The 17,878-nt window shown below is 68.5% G+C and carries 17 protein-coding genes and 1 other RNA gene; 8 read left to right on the top strand and 10 right to left on the bottom strand.

What is annotated here, in order from left to right:
* Positions 1–2: 2 nt before the first annotated feature.
* From BLV60_RS16535 to msrB, 4 genes are all read right to left on the bottom strand, one after another.
* Positions 3–560: a VUT family protein gene (locus tag BLV60_RS16535; RefSeq protein WP_093056346.1), complete on the bottom strand. Its 558-nt coding sequence runs from the start codon at positions 558–560 to the stop codon at positions 3–5.
* Positions 560–2,206, bottom strand: coding sequence for an NAD(P)/FAD-dependent oxidoreductase (locus BLV60_RS16530; protein ID WP_093056345.1), 1,647 nt, complete (start codon positions 2,204–2,206; stop codon positions 560–562). Before BLV60_RS16530 ends, BLV60_RS16535 begins: the two co-directional genes overlap by 1 nt.
* Before the next feature lie 152 nt (positions 2,207–2,358).
* Positions 2,359–3,279, bottom strand: a complete 921-nt coding sequence (gene cysK / locus BLV60_RS16525) for a cysteine synthase A (RefSeq protein ID WP_093056344.1) — start codon at positions 3,277–3,279, stop codon at positions 2,359–2,361.
* Positions 3,280–3,358: 79 nt separating this feature from the next.
* Positions 3,359–3,871, bottom strand: coding sequence for a peptide-methionine (R)-S-oxide reductase MsrB (gene msrB / locus BLV60_RS16520; RefSeq protein ID WP_093056343.1), 513 nt, complete (start codon positions 3,869–3,871; stop codon positions 3,359–3,361).
* A gap of 96 nt (positions 3,872–3,967) precedes the next feature.
* On the opposite strand from msrB, the gene rnpB reads away from it, so the two are divergent.
* From rnpB to BLV60_RS16485, 7 genes are all read left to right on the top strand, one after another.
* An RNA gene (gene rnpB / locus BLV60_RS16515) (RNase P RNA component class A) lies at positions 3,968–4,296 on the top strand.
* A gap of 169 nt (positions 4,297–4,465) precedes the next feature.
* Complete coding sequence (locus BLV60_RS16510; RefSeq protein WP_093056399.1) at positions 4,466–4,909, top strand: MarR family winged helix-turn-helix transcriptional regulator; 444 nt, start codon at positions 4,466–4,468, stop codon at positions 4,907–4,909.
* Positions 4,910–7,021 (top strand): FUSC family protein, encoded by a 2,112-nt coding sequence (locus tag BLV60_RS16505; protein WP_093056342.1) that lies wholly within the window; start codon positions 4,910–4,912, stop codon positions 7,019–7,021. It abuts the gene before it with no gap.
* The gene (locus tag BLV60_RS16500) at positions 7,018–7,224 is read left to right on the top strand and encodes a DUF1656 domain-containing protein (protein WP_093056341.1); all 207 of its coding nucleotides are present in this window, start codon (positions 7,018–7,020) and stop codon (positions 7,222–7,224) included. The genes BLV60_RS16505 and BLV60_RS16500 overlap by 4 nt, the downstream gene beginning before the upstream one ends.
* A 22-nt stretch (positions 7,225–7,246) precedes the next feature.
* A complete protein-coding gene (locus BLV60_RS16495; RefSeq protein WP_093056340.1) occupies positions 7,247–8,188 on the top strand; it encodes an efflux RND transporter periplasmic adaptor subunit in 942 nt (313 codons plus the stop codon).
* Positions 8,185–9,669 (top strand): efflux transporter outer membrane subunit, encoded by a 1,485-nt coding sequence (locus tag BLV60_RS16490; RefSeq protein ID WP_093056339.1) that lies wholly within the window; start codon positions 8,185–8,187, stop codon positions 9,667–9,669. Before BLV60_RS16495 ends, BLV60_RS16490 begins: the two co-directional genes overlap by 4 nt.
* Positions 9,666–10,883 carry a multidrug effflux MFS transporter gene (locus BLV60_RS16485; RefSeq protein WP_093056338.1) on the top strand — a complete coding sequence of 406 codons (1,218 nt, stop codon included), beginning with the start codon at positions 9,666–9,668 and terminating at the stop codon, positions 10,881–10,883. Before BLV60_RS16490 ends, BLV60_RS16485 begins: the two co-directional genes overlap by 4 nt.
* Position 10,884: 1 nt before the next feature.
* Here the strand turns inward: BLV60_RS16485 and BLV60_RS16480 are convergent, their stop codons facing one another.
* The 5 genes from BLV60_RS16480 to BLV60_RS16460 all read right to left on the bottom strand — a co-directional run bounded on the left by BLV60_RS16480 (position 10,885) and on the right by BLV60_RS16460 (position 15,777).
* Entirely contained in the window at positions 10,885–11,418 is a 534-nt protein-coding gene (locus BLV60_RS16480; RefSeq protein WP_093056337.1) for a hypothetical protein, read from the bottom strand.
* Positions 11,419–11,423: 5 nt separating this feature from the next.
* Positions 11,424–12,503, bottom strand: a complete 1,080-nt coding sequence (locus BLV60_RS16475) for a hypothetical protein (RefSeq protein WP_093056336.1) — start codon at positions 12,501–12,503, stop codon at positions 11,424–11,426.
* Positions 12,504–12,726: 223 nt separating this feature from the next.
* A complete protein-coding gene (locus BLV60_RS16470) occupies positions 12,727–13,269 on the bottom strand; it encodes a hypothetical protein (protein ID WP_093056335.1) in 543 nt (180 codons plus the stop codon).
* Between the two features lie 124 nt (positions 13,270–13,393).
* Positions 13,394–14,116: an RNA pseudouridine synthase gene (locus tag BLV60_RS16465; protein ID WP_256329212.1), complete on the bottom strand. Its 723-nt coding sequence runs from the start codon at positions 14,114–14,116 to the stop codon at positions 13,394–13,396.
* Positions 14,113–15,777, bottom strand: coding sequence for an MBL fold metallo-hydrolase (locus BLV60_RS16460; protein ID WP_093056334.1), 1,665 nt, complete (start codon positions 15,775–15,777; stop codon positions 14,113–14,115). The genes BLV60_RS16465 and BLV60_RS16460 overlap by 4 nt, the downstream gene beginning before the upstream one ends.
* Before the next feature lie 141 nt (positions 15,778–15,918).
* On the opposite strand from BLV60_RS16460, the gene BLV60_RS16455 reads away from it, so the two are divergent.
* Positions 15,919–16,920, top strand: a complete 1,002-nt coding sequence (locus BLV60_RS16455; protein ID WP_176928812.1) for a Bug family tripartite tricarboxylate transporter substrate binding protein — start codon at positions 15,919–15,921, stop codon at positions 16,918–16,920.
* Between the two features lie 27 nt (positions 16,921–16,947).
* Here the strand turns inward: BLV60_RS16455 and BLV60_RS16450 are convergent, their stop codons facing one another.
* Positions 16,948–17,859, bottom strand: a complete 912-nt coding sequence (locus BLV60_RS16450) for a DMT family transporter (RefSeq protein WP_093056397.1) — start codon at positions 17,857–17,859, stop codon at positions 16,948–16,950.
* Positions 17,860–17,878: the final 19 nt, after the last annotated feature.

Raw genomic sequence — 17,878 nt, 5'->3', positions numbered from 1 at the left:
CCTCAGTGGCCCAGAGCCGAAGCCCGCGCCGCCTGCCGGCCGATCAGCAGCCGGAACGGCAGCAGCATCAGCACGCCGACGGCGAGCTTCACGGCGAGGTCACCCAGCGCCCACGTGAACCACGGGCCTTCGGTGCCCGCGAAGGCGATGCCCCAGAACACGATGCTGTCGAGCACCGCTGCGATCACCGTGGCCACCAGTGGCGCGCGCCACCAGAGGCCGCGCCGCAGCCGGTCGAACACGCCGATGTCGAGCAGCTGCGAGGCGATGAAGGCCAGCCCCGATGCCGCCGCGATGCGCACCGGCGCGAGCAGCAGCGAGATTCCCACGGCGACGGCAAAGCCGACCCATGCCAAGCGCCGCGCCATGCCGGGGCCGAAGCGCCGGTTGACGAGGTCGCTCACGAGGTACGCCACCGGGTAGGTGAAGGCGCCCCAGGTCAGCCAGTCGTTGATGGCGAACTGCACGAGGATGTTGGAAGCCAGCACCACGGCTGCCATCGCGAGCGTGGCGGCGGTCAGCTGGCCGAGGGTGGGGCGCTCGAAGTGCATGACTTGCATCAGACGCTCGCGGTGCGTTCGCGTTCGGCCTCGGCCAGCACGCCGTGCGCCACGGCCTCGGCCACCTTGATGCCATCGACACCAGCTGACAGGATGCCGCCCGCGTAGCTCGCGCCTTCGCCGGCGGGGTACAGACCGCGCACATTGAGGCTCTGGAAGTCGTCGCCGCGCGTGATGCGGATGGGCGACGAGGTGCGCGTCTCGACGCCGGTGAGCACCGCGTCGTGCGTGTCGAAGCCCTTGATCTTGCGGCCGAAGGCGGGGAAGGCCTCGCGCATGGCCTCGATGGCGTAGGCAGGCAGGGCCTTGTGCAGGTCGGTCGGGGTCACGCCCGGCTTGTACGACGGCGTCACGCTGCCGAGCGCCGTAGAGGGCTTGCCAGCGATGAAGTCGCCCACCAGCTGGCCCGGTGCGCGGTAGTCGCCGCCTCCGAGCACGAAGGCGTTGCTTTCGAGTTCGCGCTGCAGTGCGATGCCCGCAAGCGCATCTCCCGGGAAGTCGCGTGGGTCGATGCCCACCACGATGCCCGCGTTGGCGTTGCGCTCGTTGCGCGAGTACTGGCTCATGCCGTTGGTGACCACGCGGCCCGGCTCGCTGGTGGCCGCGACCACGGTGCCGCCGGGGCACATGCAGAAGCTGTAGACCGAGCGGCCGTTGCTCGCGTGGTGCACCAGCTTGTAGTCGGCCGCGCCGAGCAGCGGGTGGCCCGCATGGCGGCCCCAGCGTGCGCGGTCGATCAGGCCCTGCGGATGCTCCACGCGGAAGCCGATGGAGAAGGGCTTGGCCTCGATGTGCACGCCGCGCTTGTGCAGCATCTCGAAGGTGTCGCGCGAGCTGTGGCCCAGCGCCATCACCACGTGGTCGGCGCGCAGTTCGCTGCTTTGGCCGGTCGTCTGGTCGAGCACGGTGAGGCCGCGCAGGTGGCCGTCTTCGATGTGCACGTCCGTCACGCGCTGCTCGAAGCGGATCTCGCCGCCCAGCGCCACGATCTGCTCGCGGATGTTCTCGACCACCTTCACCAGCTTGAAGGTGCCGATGTGCGGATGCGCGACGTAAAGGATTTCGGGCGGCGCGCCGGCCTTCACGAACTCTTCCATCACCTTGCGGCCGAGGAAGCGCGGGTCCTTGATCTGGCTGTAGAGCTTGCCGTCCGAGAAGGTGCCGGCGCCGCCTTCGCCGAACTGCACGTTCGACTCGGGGTTGAGCACGCTCTTGCGCCACAGGCCCCAGGTGTCGCGGGTGCGCTGGCGCACGGTCTTGCCGCGCTCGAGCACGATGGGCTTGAAGCCCATCTTCGCGAGCATCAGCGCCGCGAAGATGCCGCAGGGGCCGAAGCCGATCACCACTGGCCGGGCAGTGCCTTCTGCCGCATTGGCCGGCGGCGTGTAGCGCATGTCCGGAGCGGCCTGGATGTGCGGATGGCCCGCGTGTTTGGCGAACAGCGCGGCTTCCAGCTTCGCATCGGCCAGCTGCACGTCGCAGATGTAGACCGTGAGCAGTTCGACCTTGCGCGCGTCGAAGCTGCGCTTGTAGACGGTGTGGGAGGCGATCGCGTCGAGCGGAACGTCGAGCGTCCTGGCGATCAGGGTGACCAGCGCGTCGGGCGCGTGGTCGAGCGGGAGTTTGAGTTCGGAGATTCTCAGCATGGCATGGGGCTTGTGACTATCAAGCAGCCGGCCATTTTAGCTTCGTCGTTCGTGGAACACCGCGGAACCGGCTTTGCCGGGCCGCTGGTGTTGCCCCCGGTAGGGGGTTGGCGAAGCGACACGAAGTGCGCGTAGCCTGGGGGCGAGCCAGATCAAGCGGGCAGGAAGCCCTCGACCGAAAGGTACCGCTCGCCGGTGTCGTAGTTGAAGCCCAGCACCACCGCATCGGGTGCCAGCGAGGGCAGCTTCTGCGCGATGGCAGCGAGCGTGGCACCCGACGAAATGCCGACCAGCATGCCTTCCTCGCGCGCGCAGCGGCGGGCCATTTCTCGCGCCGGTTCGGCATCGACCTGCAGCACGCCGTCGAGCAGCGAGGTGTCGAGGTTCTTCGGAATGAAGCCCGCGCCGATGCCCTGAATGGGGTGCGGCGCCGGCGCGCCGCCGGAAATGACCGGCGAAGCCACCGGCTCGACCGCGAACACCTGCAGCTTCGGCCACTTCTTCTTCAGCACCTGCGCCACGCCCGTGATGTGGCCGCCCGTGCCCACGCCGGTGATCAGCACGTCGATGCCATCAGGAAAGTCGGCCGCGATTTCCTCTGCCGTGGTGCGCACGTGCACTTCGACATTCGCGGGGTTGTTGAACTGCTGCGGCATCCACGCACCGGGCGTGCCGGCCACGATTTCCTCGGCGCGGGCGATGGAGCCCTTCATGCCGTTGGCGCGCGGTGTCAGGTCGAACGAGGCGCCGTAGGCCAGCATCAGGCGGCGGCGCTCGATGGACATGCTGTCGGGCATCACCAGGATCAGCTTGTAGCCCTTGACGGCCGCCACCATGGCAAGGCCGATGCCGGTGTTGCCCGAGGTGGGCTCGACGATGGTGCCACCGGGCTTGAGTGCGCCGCTTTTCTCGGCGTCTTCCACCATCGACAGCGCGATGCGGTCCTTGATGGAGCCGCCGGGATTGGCGCGCTCCGACTTGATCCACACCTGCTGCTTCGCATTGCCGAACAGGCGGTTGATGCGGATGTGCGGTGTGTTGCCGATGGTCTCGAGGATGTTCTGGGCCTTCATGGACGGAGTCTCCTTGGGTCAATGCGTTTGTCGGACGGACAGCGCGCATTGTGAGACCAGCCCATGACCCCTGCGGCCCCTATGTCGCTCCAGGCGTGAAGGTCATCGCCACGCCGTTCATGCAGTAGCGCAGCCCGGTGGGCTTCGGCCCGTCGTCGAACACGTGACCCAGGTGGCCGCCGCAGCGGCGGCAGTGCACTTCCGTGCGCGCCATGCCGAAAGACCGGTCCTGGTGCTCGCCCACGGCCTTGTCGAGCGGCTGCCAGAAGCTCGGCCAGCCGGTGCGGCTGTCGAACTTGGTCTTCGAAGAGAACAGGTCGAGCGCGCAGCCCGCGCAGCTGAAGCGCCCGGCCCGGTGCTCGTCGTTGAGCGGGCTCGTGTAGGGCCGCTCGGTGCCTTCCTGGCGCAGCACCGAGAACTGGCTCGCGGTGAGCAGCTTGCGCCATTCGGCCTCGGTGTGCGTGACTTCGAATTTCTCGTTGTCCGCTGCGTGCGCAGGGCGTGTGCCCCAGCCGAAGAACTGGGCAATGGCCAGCCCCAGGGTCGAAGTGCCAGCGGCAATGGCGAAGCGGCGTCTGGTGTTTTGCGTCATGCCCTTAGTTCGGGTCGGTGAGGCGGCGGGTTACAAATAGCGGCGCAGCATCGCCTGAAAAGGCGCTTTCGCCCGTGAGGCGATAATCCGCCCCGTGAAGCACGCCAGACCGCCGCTGGTGCAAGTCTCGAAAGAGCGCACTGGAGGAACGTCCGGACTGCATAGGACAGCGCAGGAGTTAACGACTCTCCACCGTGAGGTGAGGATCAGAGCAACAGAGACGAGCCGATTAAGTTCGGGTGAAACGGGCAATCTCTGCGCGCAGCAACACCAAGTAGGCCAGTATTGAGGTGGTTCCGCTGAGCTGGCGGGTAGGTGGCATCGAGCCGTCTGGTGACAGGCGGCCCAGAGTAATGGCGGTCACGTCGAGGGCTTCGCAAGAGGCCCTCGATGCACAGAATCCGGCTTATCGGCGGGCTTCACACTTTTCTTCTTCCCGTTTTTCTTTTTTCGCGCCTTCGGCCTGAAGGCGGGCGACAGCCTTGTCGCCAGCAAGGGATTGGTAGTTACCCGTACAATCGATAGCATGCTAATTAATAGGCGGCTACCGTGACCGACTCCGACAACTCCCAACCGACACGCGAAAACGCGCTGATGCGGCTCGGCATGTCGCTTTCGGTGCTGCAGCGCGGCTACCGCGCCCATGCAGACAAGGCGGTGGCGCACGTCGGGGTGTCGCAATCGCTGGCTTGGCCGATCGTGATGCTCGGCCGCATGAACGGCGAAGTGCGCCAGGGCGTGCTGGCCGAGGCGCTGGGCATCGAAGGCCCTTCGTTGGTGCGCTCGCTCGACCAGCTGGTCGAGGCCGGTTTCGTCGAGCGGCACGAAGATCCGTCCGACCGCCGTGCCAAGACCCTGCATCTCACCGAAGCCGGCAAGGCCGCCTGCGCGCCCATCGAGGCCGCGCTGAGCCTGATGCGCACCGCAATGTTCGAAGGCGTGCCGGACGAAGACATCGCCGCCTGCCTGCGCGTGTTTGCCGTGCTCGAAGAGCGCCTGGGCCGCGCCGCGCAGCCGCCGCAAGAAGGGCGCAAGTAAATGGCCGCGCTCAGCCTGCCGCGCTTCAGCCGCGCGGAGCTTCTCTTTTCCGGCAAGAGCTTCGCCGCGGCCATGCTGGCGATGTACCTTGCCAGCCGCGCCGGCCTGCCGCGTCCGTTCTGGGCGCTCATGACCACCTACATCGTCGCCCATCCGCTGGCCGGCGCCGTGCGCTCGAAGGCGGTGTACCGCTTCTGCGGCACGCTCATCGGCAGCACCGCCACTGTGCTGCTGGTGCCCGCGCTGTCCAACGCGCCCGAGCTGCTGACGCTGGTGCTCGCGCTGTGGGTCGGGCTGTGCCTGTGCATCTCGCTGCTCGACCGCACGCCGCGCTCGTATGTGTTCATGCTCGCGGGCTACACGGCGGCACTGATCGGCTTTCCGTCGGTGCAGACGCCGCTCGCGCTGTTCGACACCGCCGTGGCGCGCGTGGAAGAAATCGGCCTCGGCATCTTCTGCGCCACGCTGGTCCACAGCCTCGTGCTGCCCGCGGGGCTTGCACCGACCGTGCTGGGCCTGCTCGACCGCACGCTGCAAGACGCGCGCAAGTGGCTCGGCGACCTGCTGCAGCCTGCCGGCCGCAGCAGCAACGCCGATCCGAAACGCCTCGACGACGACCGCCGCCGCCTCGCCGGCGACATCACGCAGCTGCGCCTGCTCTCCACCCACGTGCCCTTCGACACCACGCACCTGCGTTGGACCGCGGGCGCCATCCGCGCCATGCAGGACCGCGTCGCCGCGCTCACTCCGGCCCTGTCGGCCGTCGAAGACCGCCTGCAGGCGCTGGAGCAGGCCGAAGGCCGGCTCGCACCCGATGTGGCTGCCGTGCTCTCACAGGCCGCACAGTGGCTGCGTGAAGAAGCCGAACCCACCGGCGACGCAGCAACCCGCGCTGAACGCCTGCAAGCCCTGCGCCGCGCCATCGACGTACTGAGCGCCACACCCGCGAGCGCGCAGCAACAGACTCCATGGGGCCGCGCCCTGCGCATCGGCCTCGCAGGCCGTCTCGCAGAACTCGTCGACGGCTGGACCGCCTGCGCCCAGCTGCGCCTGGACATCGACGAAGGCCTGAAGGGCGCCGCGCCGCTGCGCCGCACGGCAGCGCTCGGCAGTCGAGTGCTGCACCGCGACTACGGCATGGCGCTGCTGTCCGCGCTTGCGGCCGTCATCGCCATCTGCCTGTGCGGCGCGTTCTGGATCGTCACCGGCTGGCCCATGGGCTCGGCCGCGACCATGATGGCTGCCGTCTTCTGCTGCTTCTTCGCCACCATGGACGACCCCGTGCCGGCGATCCACGGCTTCCTGAAGTGGACGCTGTTGTCCATTCCGATCTCGGCGCTCTATGTGCTGGTGCTGATGCCCACGGTGCAGGACTTCGGCATGCTCGTGGTCATCTGCGCGCCGCTCTTCCTGCTGCTGGGCCTCTACCTGCCGCGCCCGACGCATTTCATGCCCGCGATGGCGCTGATCTTCGGCGTGGCCGGCACGCTCGCGCTGCACGACACGGCCAGCTCCGATCTCGTGAGCTTCCTCAACAGCATGATCGGCCAGATCGTCGGCGTGGTCGTTGCTGCGCGAGTCACCCGCCTGGTGCGTTCGGTGGGCGCCGACTGGAGCGCGCGCCGCATCCAGCGCGCCACATGGCGCGAACTCGGCGACATGGCCGCGTCTTCTCAACCGCAGTACGCGCAGAGTGATGCTTATGCCGTGCGCATGCTCGACCGCATCGGCCTGCTCGCACCGCGCATCGCGCAGGCCGGCGGCACCGTCGAGGGCGTGGCGGCCAACGATGCGCTGCGCGACCTGCGCATGGGCGCCGACATCGCCGTGCTGCAGCGCGTGCGCGCCCAGCTGCCGCTGGCTACATCGGCCGCGCTGCTGGGCGGCATCTCGCGCTTCTTCCGCCAGCGTTCGGAAGGCCGCATGAACCCGCGTCCGCCGGGCCTGCTGCCGCAGATCGACGAGGCGCTGAACGCAATGCTCGAAGCGCGCGACACCGCCGCTTCATCGACGTCGCGCGCCGCCGTTACCGCACTGGTCGGCCTGCGCCGCAATCTTTTTCCCGACGCGCCACCGATGCTGGGCGCGTCCAGGCAAGGAGCTTCCGCATGATCGGCGAAGCCAGTTTCTACGGCCTCTACCTGCCCTGGATCATGGTGCTGGCCCTCGGCGCGCTGCTCGCGCTGTGGGGCGTGCGCCGCCTGCTCGCGGCCACCGGCGTGTACCGCTGGGTGTGGCATCCGGCGCTGTTCGACATGGCGCTCTACCTGCTGCTGCTCTACGCGCTGAGCCGCGTTACCTCCTACCTCCAATAAACAGACAGACAACGAGATCTCCATGAAAGCCACCACCAGTCCTTCCGCAGAAAACCCGTGGGCCCAGCGCCTCGGGCGCGTTCTTTTCACCGTGGTCGTGGTGGCCGCCGCCGTGTGGGCCGGCCTGCGACTGTGGGACCACTACGAACTCGCACCGTGGACGCGCGACGGCCGCGTACGCGCCAACGTCGTGCAGATCGCGCCCGACGTGTCGGGCCTCGTCACCGCCGTGCCGATCCGCGACAACCAGCCGGTCGCCGCCGGCACGCTGCTGTTCGAGGTGGACCGCGCGCGCTACGACCTCGCCGTGCGCCAGGCCCAGGCCGTGCTCGCCGCGCAGCGCGCCCAGAGCGCCCAGGCGCAGCGCGAGAACACGCGCAACACGGGGCTCGACGACCTGATCTCGAAGGAGTCGCGCGAACAGACCCGCTCGCGCGTCGAGCAGATGCAGGCCGCCGTCGCGCAGGCCGAAGTGGCGCTCGACTCGGCCCGCCTCAACCTGCAGCGCGCCCAGGTGCGCGCGCCCACCGACGGCCTCGTCACCAACCTCGACCTGCGCCAGGGCAGCTACGCCGCGGCGGGCCGCCCGGTGCTCGCGCTGGTCGATGCGCAGTCGTTCTATGTCGAAGGCTATTTCGAAGAAACCAAGCTGCCCCGCATCCACCTCGGCGACCGCGTGCGCGTCACGCCGATGGGTGGCGGCGCGGTGTTCGAAGGCGCGGTCGACAGCGTGGCTGCCGGCATTGCCGACCACGACCGCTCCACCAGCGCCAACCTGCTGCCCAGCGTGAACCCGACCTTCAACTGGGTGCGGCTCGCGCAGCGCATTCCGGTGCGCATCAAGCTCGATCCGCTGCCGCAGGGCGCGCGCCTTGTTGCGGGCCAGACGGTGACGGTGCAGGTGCTGGAGAACAAGGCGGCGCAGAAGACGGCGGCAACGACCCCAGCGCCGCAGAAGGGATGAACAGCATGACCCGCTTCGCATTTCGCCTTGCATCGCTGGCCGTCGCCGCCGGGCTCGCGGCCTGCGCGGCGGTCGGCCCCGATTACAAGCAACCGCCCGAGGCGCTCGCCAGCCAGAGCGCTGCCGGCAAGCCCTTCGCCGAGGCGCCCGCCAACGCCGCGCCGCTGCCTGCGCACTGGTGGCGCCTGTACCACGACCCGCTGCTCGACAGGCTCGTCGAGCAGGCTCTCGCGCACAACACCGACCTGCGCCAGGCCGTGGCCAACCTCGAGCGCGAGCGCGCCATCGACGACGAAGTGGCCGGCGGCAAGTACCCCACCATCGGCGTGAATGGCGGCCCGTCGTTCGGCCACCAGTCGGGCATCCAGTTGCTGCAGCGCGGCTACGAGCCGCCGAGCACCTTCAACTACAGCCTGGGCGCCTCGCTGTCGTACCAGGTCGACCTGTTCGGCCAGCTGCGCCGCGCCATCGAAGCCTCGGCCGCCAACACCGACGCGGCTGAAGCCGCGCTCGACCTGGTGCGCGTCAACGTCGCAGCGGGCACTGCGCGCGCCTATGCCGAAGCCTGTTCCACCGGCTTGCGCCTGGAGATCGCGCAGAAGTCCGTCGACCTGCAGAAAGACGCGGTGAATGTCACAGAGCGCCTGCAGAAGGCCGGGCGCGCCGGCGCCATCGATGCGGGCCGCGCGCGTGCGCAGCTGCAATCGCTCAATGCCGCGCTGCCGCCGCTGCAGGCCAGCCGCCAGGCCGCGCTGTACCGCCTGGCCACGCTCACCGGCGCGCTGCCGCAAGACTTTCCGCGCGAGGTGGCCGGCTGCACCACGCCGCCGCGTGTGGCCGGCGTGCTGCCCGTGGGCGACGGCGCACAACTGCTGCGCCGCCGGCCCGACATCCGCCAGGCCGAGCGCACGCTGGCCGCGTCCACCGCGCGCATCGGCGTCGCCACGGCCGATCTGTACCCGCACGTGTCGATCGGCCTGTCGGCAATGTCGGCCAGCACCGCCGCTGATTTCGGGCGCAAGGACAGCATGAGCTACAGCCTCGGCCCGCTGATCTCGTGGACGATTCCGAACACCGGCGTGGTCCAGTCGCGCATCGCGCAGGCCGAGGCCGGCACGCGCGGCGCGCTCGCCAAGTTCGACGGCACCGTGCTCACCGCGCTGCGCGAGACAGAGACCGCGCTCGGCAACTACGCGCGCGAACTCGACCGCCGGGCTGCGCTGGAAGCCTCGCGCGACCAGAGCGCCATCGTCGCGCGGCAGGCGCGCCAGCTCTACCAGAACGGCCGCACCGGCTACCTCGATTCGCTCGACGCCGAGCGCGCGCTGGCCGCGAGCGAGTCCGCGCTGGCCGCCAGCGAAGCGCAGCTGTCCGACGACCAGGTCATGCTTTTCATGGCGCTGGGCGGTGGCTGGGAGCCTGAAGATACGAATCTTGCGCAAGGCAACCCGACCGGCGGCGCAACCACCACCAAGCAATGACCGCAGCCATCACCTCCGAGCCACAGCGCCGCCCGCACGCGCCGCTGTGGCTGCTGGCGTTGGTCACCTTCAGCGGCACGCTGGCCATGCACATCTTCGTGCCCGCGCTGCCCATCGCCGCAAAGAGCCTTGGCGCCGGCATCGGCGCCATGCAGATGACGGTGAGCCTCTACATCTTCGGCCTGGCAGTGGGCCAGCTGGTGTACGGCCCGCTGGCCGATCGCTACGGGCGGCGGCCGGTGCTGCTGTTCGGGCTGGGGCTGTATTGCGTGGCGGGTCTTGCGGCTGCGGTCGCGCCAGAAGTGCACTCGCTCATCGCGGCGCGCCTGTTCCAGGCGGTCGGCGGCTGCGCCGGCCTCGTGCTCGGCCGCAGCATCGTGCGCGACACGGCCGAGCCGCAAGAGGCCACGCGCCGCCTCGCGTTGATGAATCTGATGGTCACCATCGGCCCGAGCCTCGCGCCGCTGCTCGGCGGTGCGCTCGCCACCGCGCTGGGCTGGCGCTCGATCTTCTACGCGCTCTTTGCCCTCGGCGTCATCGGCTTCCTGTTCACCTGGCGCCTGCTGCCCGAAACCGGCGCGCCCGGCGCGGCCGTCAATGCGCGTGAGCTCGCCCGCAACTACAGGAAGCTGCTGGCCTCGCCGGCCTTTCTCGGCTTCTCGGTCGGCGGCGGCTGCGCCACCACGTCGATGTATGCCTTCATTGCCTCGGCGCCCTTCATCTTCGTGGATCAGCTGCACCGGCCGGCGCACGAGGCGGGCATCTACCTGGCCATCCTGGTGTCGGGCGTGTGGCTCGGCAGCTTTCTCACCAGCCACCTGATCTCGCGTGTGCGGGTCGACCGCCTCATGGTCCGCTCGAACGCCTTGAGCGTGGCCGCGGCCTTCGTGCTGCTGGGCGCGGCGCTGACCGATCACCTCTCGGTGCCGCTCATCGTCGCCTGCATGTTCCTGTTCACGGTCGGCGCCGGCATGGCCTCGCCGGCTGCGCTCACGCAGGCAATCAGCGTGAACCCGCAGGTCATCGGCTCGGCCTCGGGCCTTTACGGCTTCACGCAGATGGCCGTGGGCGCGCTGTGCACGGCGCTCGCGGGCATGGGCCACCGCAACCCCGCGCTGGCATCGGCCATCGTGCTGGCGGGGGCGGGCATCGTGGCGCAGCTGTCGTTTGCGGTGGCGCTGCGCGCGCAGAAGGCCCGCACGCTCACGGCGTGAGTCAGCCCTTGCAGCGCTTCTTCAGGTCCGTGCCGATCTGCGCGGTGAGGCTGTCCAGTGCCGTGTTGAAGGCTTCCTGGATTTCGCTCTCGGACGTGGACCAGTTCATCGAGTCGTCGAAGCCGCGATAGGTTTTCGTCGTCGTTGTCGCGCCCGAACCCTCCGGCGGAAACTGCACGCGCACGACGAGGTTGGCCGACTTCAGCGTGACGAGGCCGTGCACATAGGCCTTCAGCACCGTGACCCGGATCGCCGGTGCGCCGGCATCGCGCGTGTAGCCGGGAATCGATGCGATGCCGCTCCTGAACCATCCGTCGAAGCCCGCGCCGTCGATGTGCGTGCGGCCCATCTGGCCCAGGCTCTGCGCGTCGCGCTGGTCGTCGATGCCGCCGAGGGAGAACGCGCAGGCCGGCGCTATGGGGGGCAGCTGTGCAGCTGCAGTCCGGCGATGCAGGCCTGCAACCTTGTCCGACGCGCACCCCGCCAGGAGCAGCGGCGCCGCCAGTGCGCAGCAGGCTGCGCGGCGCCAACCCATGCGGGTCACTTCGCAGCCGTGTCCGCGACAGCCTGCACGGCGGACACTGCCGCCGCCGGGGCGGCTGCATCGGCCGAAGGAGTAGCTGGGGACGTAGCCACAACCGCCGGCGCTGCGGCTGCCACGTTGGCCAGTGCCGCATCGAAGTACAGCGAACCGTCGGGGTAGCGAAGCAGCTTGCCGGTATTGCGTTGCGACACCAGGTTGGCCTTCAGGCCGAGCGGGGTGTCGACATTGGCCGTCGCGGCTGCATAGATGGGGTGCTTGCTCTGCAGATCGGAGGCCAGCAGCGCCGTCGACTGCGCGATGCCGTCCAGCAGCGCCACCTTCAGCAGGCGAGCGTTGTCGGCCTTCCAGGCCGCGATGTTCTTCGTGGCGTCGTCACCCGACGCCGGGTGCTTCGCGCGGTAGATGATGTTGCTGCGGTAGGTCGCGTTCTGCAGCGCAAGTGCCGGCTCCGAAGGCGTTGCCGACAGCGCGGTCGGCAGCTTGGCCGCCTTGCGCGCCGTGGCCCCGCGCGGATAGATCAGGCCTCGCGCCGAGACTTCCAGCGTGGAGAAGTCGGGCGACAGGTGGTAGTCGAGGTTGATGAACATCACCGCGTTCGACGTCGAGCCCTTGAACGTCTTCTCGTACGCCTCCGTGGTGACGGTCTTGGTAACGGCCACGTCCGCGAGTTGCATGTTGGGCACCGACTGCAGCGACTGCGTGAGCGACTCGCGCATGAGCTGGTCAAAGTTCACGTCGACCAGTTCGTCCTTGAGCGGGCGAACGCTCTCTTCGGCCGCCTTGGCCCGCGTGGCGTTGACGCTTGCATCCACCGCGCCCATCGCACCGCCACAGGCCGCGGCCAGCAGAATGCCCAACCCCGGAACGGCCCCGCATGCCGCGGCACCGGTGGCAGCCGCATTCGAACGGACAAAGGCCGCATACAGCTCGGCCTGCGTGATGCCGACCTTCACCTCGACGGGCTGGAGGGCGCCGAGCACTTCAGGCTTGACCGGCTGCGTGGCCGGCAGGTGCGTGCAACCGGCGAAGACGAACGATGCCAACACCGGAATAACGGCGCTGCGGATAGCGAACATGAGTTTCTCCCTCGGACATGTGATTCGAATGCATCGCTGCGCCCCCTGTTTATGTCGGGTGTCTGCAGCGATGAAGCCTCGGCCAAGGTCTGCCACCTTTCGGCCGGCAGGGATCGTACATGCCGTTACGCTTTGTGCAACATTTGTCGCGCGCCCGGGTGCCCGGACTGTGCGGAAAAGCACTGTCCCTCGAGTTTGTCCCAGTCTGCGCGAGGGGGCGGAATCAGCGCGTGAAGAGCCAGCCCCCCTTGGGCTGGCGCATCAGCTCGTGGCGTTTCACGGCGCGTTCCTCGCCGTCATCGCCCACGTAGACCACCTCGAAGCGCAGCAGCTTCGGCGTGACCATCTTCCAGTTCTGGATGCGCTTGACGGTCACGCAGGCGGTCTTGTCGTGGTACTGCATTTCCGTCATCGGGCCGCCCTGGAAGCCCGTGCCGTCGAACAGGCGGCCGGGCGCGGCAAAGGGGTTGAGCACCGCACCGTTGCGCGCGGTGATGCAGCCCTCGGTCCGCACGAAGGACTCGATGGTCGGCGAGGCGCTGCGCACCACCTTGCCGACGGCCGGGCTGGGCGGTTTGCCGCCGATGGCTTCGCGGATGCGCTCGACCTGCTCTTCTGTGATGGGCGCCAGGCCGTCCTTCGAGACCACGGCAGGCGGTGGTGCCGGTGGCGCGGGCGGCGGTGGTGGCGCGAAAAACGTGCAGCCCGCTACCAGTGCCAAAGGCACGGTGCAGGCCAGGGCGGTGCTCGGTGGTCCGAACTTCATGGCTCAGTCTCCCTGACGGCGGCCCATCGGGGCCGCTGGCTGAAAATTGCAGGCCGCGAACATGCGGTGCATCGTCGTTGTCGTCCTCTTTCTCTTCTCTTCTTTATTTCTTCGTTGTTGTTTTTCAGAAGCGTTCGTGGGGTGCAAGGTAGCGCCACTGCCCGGGCTGCAGCCCCGCCAGCGGCACGCGGCCGATGCGGATGCGCCGCATCGCCAGAATGCGCAGGTTTACGCCGTCGCAGATGTTGGCAATCTGCCCCGGCCGCGCGCCCTTGAGCGCGAAGCGCAGGCCCGTCTGCTCGTCGCTCTGGCGGCCGATGCTCACGCGCGCGGGCGAGCGTTCCAGCCGCGCCAGCACCTCGGCGCTCACCGGGCCGGCCACGTCCACCATCACCTCGTGTTCGAGGATGCCGGCGTCTTCCTGCAGCTTGCGTTCGATGCGGAATTCCTGCGTGTACGCGACCAGCCCGCTGGCGCCGGTTTCGAGCGGCGTCATGCAGCGTTGCGCCTTTGCATGCGCCGGCAGAAAGCGCTGTCCGGCGCGCTCGGGCTCGTGATGATTCGCAGCCACCAGCAGGCGGTGCGCGGTGTCGGTTGCCATGCCGGCAGGCTTGTACAGAAGCAATGTGACAGGCACTACCGGCTCGGGCTTGGCACCCGCCTCGATCTCGACCTGCTGGTGCGGCAGCACGCGCGACTGCGGCAGCATCTGCGGCACGCCATCGACGCGCACTGCGCCGTTCTCTATCAGCAGCTCGGCTTCGCGCCGCGACACGCCAGCCATTGCGGCCACGCGCTTGGCGAGGCGGATGCCTTCGTCTTCGACGGGAGCAGTTTTCATGTTCATCGGGGCGCCGCCAGTTGGCGGATGCGTGCCACGTGCGCTGCCAGCGAGCGGGCCGCCACTGGCCACATGCGTTCGGGCACGTCGTCGTAGGCCAGCGGCAGCCATTCTTCGGGTGTGCCTTCGGGCAGCTTCTGCATCGCGGCGGTGATCTTGGCTTCGCGCTTCAGGCGGTGCGCCTTCAGCATGCCGATGGCGGTGCGGGCAAAGCCGATCACGTAGCCGTGCGCCGGCAGGATGAAGTCGATGCCGCCGGCCTCGCAGGCCGCATCGAGCGTGTCGAGCGAATCGAGGTACGCCGTCATGTCGCCATCGGGCGGATCGACCACCGTGGTGCTGCCGTTGAGGATGTGGTCGCCGGAGAACAGCAGGCCGTCTTCTTCCAGCACCAGGCACAGGTGGTTGGCCGCATGGCCGGGTGTGTGTATCACGCGCAGCGTGTGGGTGACGGTTTCGCCGGCAGCGTTGGCGCCCGACAGCACGAGGCGTTCGCCATCGGCCAGTTCGCGCTCGGGCGTGAAGCGCGCGGTGGCGCGCGCGGTCGTCTTCGAGGCCAGGCCCAGGATCGGCGGCTTGCCGTTCTTGCACAGTGCCTGCAGCGGCGCGGCGCCCGGCGAGTGGTCGGCATGCGAGTGCGTGCAGACGATCATGCGGATGTCGCCCTTCGTGGCGCGCCACAGCCGGCCGATGTGGTCGAAGTCGTTCGGGCCCGGGTCGATCACGATGTAGCCCGTTGCCGCGTCGCCCACGATGTAGCTGTTGGTGCCCGGGCCGGTCATCGCGCTCGGGTTGGGCGCGATGAGGCGCATCACGTTCTTCAGCAGCGGCACCGGGTGCTCGCTCTGCCAGTCGAGCGCGTGCAGGAGCTGGCCGTCGGGGCACACCAGAGCGAGTTCGCCATAGGGCGACTCGTGTTCCATGTAGCGCGCGTCCTCGCCCTTGAGCAGGCCGGCGCGCGGGCAGCTGGTCCACAGCGGGGCCTCGCTGGCACAGGCCGCGAGCAGGGCATCGACGGTGGGGTACGCGGCCATGCGCTGCAGCGTGCGCACGGTCGGGAAGATCATGAAGAAGGTGCCGGCCTCATGGCGCGCGAGCGCATCGGCCGGATGCACCCAGCTGGGCTCGAACTGTTCGCTCTCGTCGGCCGTGGGTGTCTGGCCTTCGGGCATGCGCGCCACCAGAAAGGGCACGTCGAAGCGCTTGGGCAGGTCGCGGTCGGTCATCCAGTGCGCGAAGGTGAATACGCGGTCCGAGTCGAGCACCAGCCCGCGGGCCGCGCACTGGTCGGCAAAGGCGGTGCCGGCGGTGTTGCCGCGGTCCATTGCCGCGACTTCTTCGGCTCTGACAGGGCTTCCGTCGGCATGGTGCGCGAGCAGGATGCCCAGCTCTTCGAAAGCCTCGCGAATGGCCGCGATGGCCTGCGTGCGCTGCACGCGGCTTTGCGTGGGGCGGCGCGTGGCGATGCGCTTGGCCGCTTCGTCGGCGTCATCGATATGGCCGCCGGGAAATACGTAGGCGCCGGGCGCGAAACTGGCGGTGGCCGAGCGGCGGGTCATCAGCACTTCGATGCCGGCGGCGCTGTCGCGCAGCAGCAGCACCGTGGCGGCCGCGCGCAGGGGCGCGGGCTCGCGTGGGGTGTGTAGTTGTTGGGAGGAACGGACCATGGGGCAATTATGGGGAGCAGGCGCGATACATGCATGTCGACGCGCATAAGCTCATATGGAATCGGGCATCAGCGGCGCGCCACAATTCGCGCCTGCACCGTCTGCATTGAAGACAAAAGACTGAACGACCGAAAGACTGTCATGGCCCATTCTCCACTCACTCGTCTTGCCCGCCGTGTATTGCTGCTGGCAGCGGCCTCGCTCGTCGTGCCCGCCGCCCTCGCTCAACAGGACTGGCCGCAACAACCCGTCACGCTGATCATGGGCTTTCCGGCCGGCTCGGGCGTCGACGTGGTGGCCCGCGTCATCCAGGAGCCGCTGGCAAAGCAGCTCGGGCGGCCCGTCGTCATCGACTACAAGTCCGGCGCCGCAGGCAACATCGCCAGCGACTACGTGGCCCACTCGAAACCCGACGGCTACACGCTTGCCTTCGGCACAGCCGCCACGCACGGCAGCAACGCCGCGCTCTACAAGAAGCTGCCCTTCGATGTGGAAGCCGACTTCATTCCGGTGGCGCCGGTGCTCGATGTGTCGAACGTGCTCACCATCAATCCCGACGTGATCAACGTCAAGACCTTGAAGGAATTCGTCGAGCTGGTCAAGGCCAACCCCGGCAAGTACAACTATGCGTCTACAGGCAACGGCGCAGGCACGCACATGGCCTTTGCCGAATTCAATTCGCGCCTGGGCCTGAACATGGTGCACGTGCCCTACAAGGGCGGCCCCGAGGCCATTACCTCGGTGGTGCGCGGCGAGACCTGCTGCATCATGAACCAGGTGCAGACCATCCTTCCGCACTACAAGGCCGGCAAGGTGCGCCTGCTGGGCGTGACCACCGCGGCGGCCGTGCCGGCGGTGAAAGAAGTGCCCACCATCGCATCGAGCGGCCTGCCGGGCACCAAGGGCTTCGACAGCTCGATCTGGTTCGGCATCTTCGCGCCCAAGGGCACCGACCCGCAGATCGTCGACAAGCTCAATGCCGCCGTGAAGGCCGTGCTGGAGCAGCCCGAGATCCGCGAGCGCTTCGAGAGCCAGGGCAACACCGTGCGCATCGAGTCGCCGGCACAGTTCAAGAAGACCGTGCACGACAACCGCGTGAAGTGGGCCGAGGTCGCGAAGGCCGCGAACATCAGCATCGACTGAGTTGCCAGCTACGGGCCGTGGTTCAGTTCACGCCCGGCGCGCCGGCATCGTCATCGCGATCACGCCGGCCATGATGAAGGCAAGGCCGGCCCACGCCGTGGGCACCGGTGCCTCGCCAAGAAACACCACCCCGATCATCACGCCGATAGGCACGCGCAGATAAGCCTGCGCAGCCGTCGACATCGGCCCCAGCGTCTTGATGAGCCGGAAGTAGATCGTGAAGGCCAGCGCGGTGGACAGCACCGCGAGCGCGAGCACCGCCATCATCGAAGCGGCAGACGGCGCGAGTGTCCACGGCCGGTCGATCACGAGGCTCGCGGGCAGCAGCATCGCCGTGCCGCTCAGCAGCGAGCCGGCGGCCGGCACCATCGGGTCCAGCCCCTTGAACACGCGGCCGAACATCGCGGCGCAGCCGTAGCAGACGGCGGCGGCCACCAGCCCGAGTTGCGCGAGCAGCGAATGCCCGAGCCCGTTCAGCGCCTCGAAGCCGACGATCAGGCAGATGCCCGCCAGCCCCGCACCCACGCCGAACAGGCGCCGCAGCGTGGGCCTCTCGGAGCCGCCAAGGCCCAGCCCCAACAGGAAGATGAAGATCGGCGAGGTCGAGTTGAGGATGGTCGCCAGGCCCGCATCCACGCTGCGTTCGGCCCACGCAATGAGAGTGAAGGGCAGCACGCTGTTCAGGCAGGCCTGCAGTGCGAAGCGCCACCACATCGCCGGCTCCTTCGGCAGCTTCACGCCGCGCATGCGCAGCACCGCAAGCAGCAGCAAGCCGGCAATCAGCGTGCGCGCCGCGATCAGCGTGACTGGCGGGATCGTCGCCACGCCGATCTTGATGAAGGTGTACGAAGCGCCCCAGCAGGTGGCCAGCAGCGCGAGCAGTGCCCATTCGAAGGCGACGTTGGTGTGGGGCTTGCTGGCGGAGGAGAGTGTGTGCATGGCGCCGATCATCGCGAGC

Source organism: Variovorax sp. YR634, assembly GCF_900106655.1.
Lineage (GTDB): Bacteria > Pseudomonadota > Gammaproteobacteria > Burkholderiales > Burkholderiaceae_C > Variovorax.
This window is presented reverse-complemented; position numbering and strand designations above follow the sequence as displayed.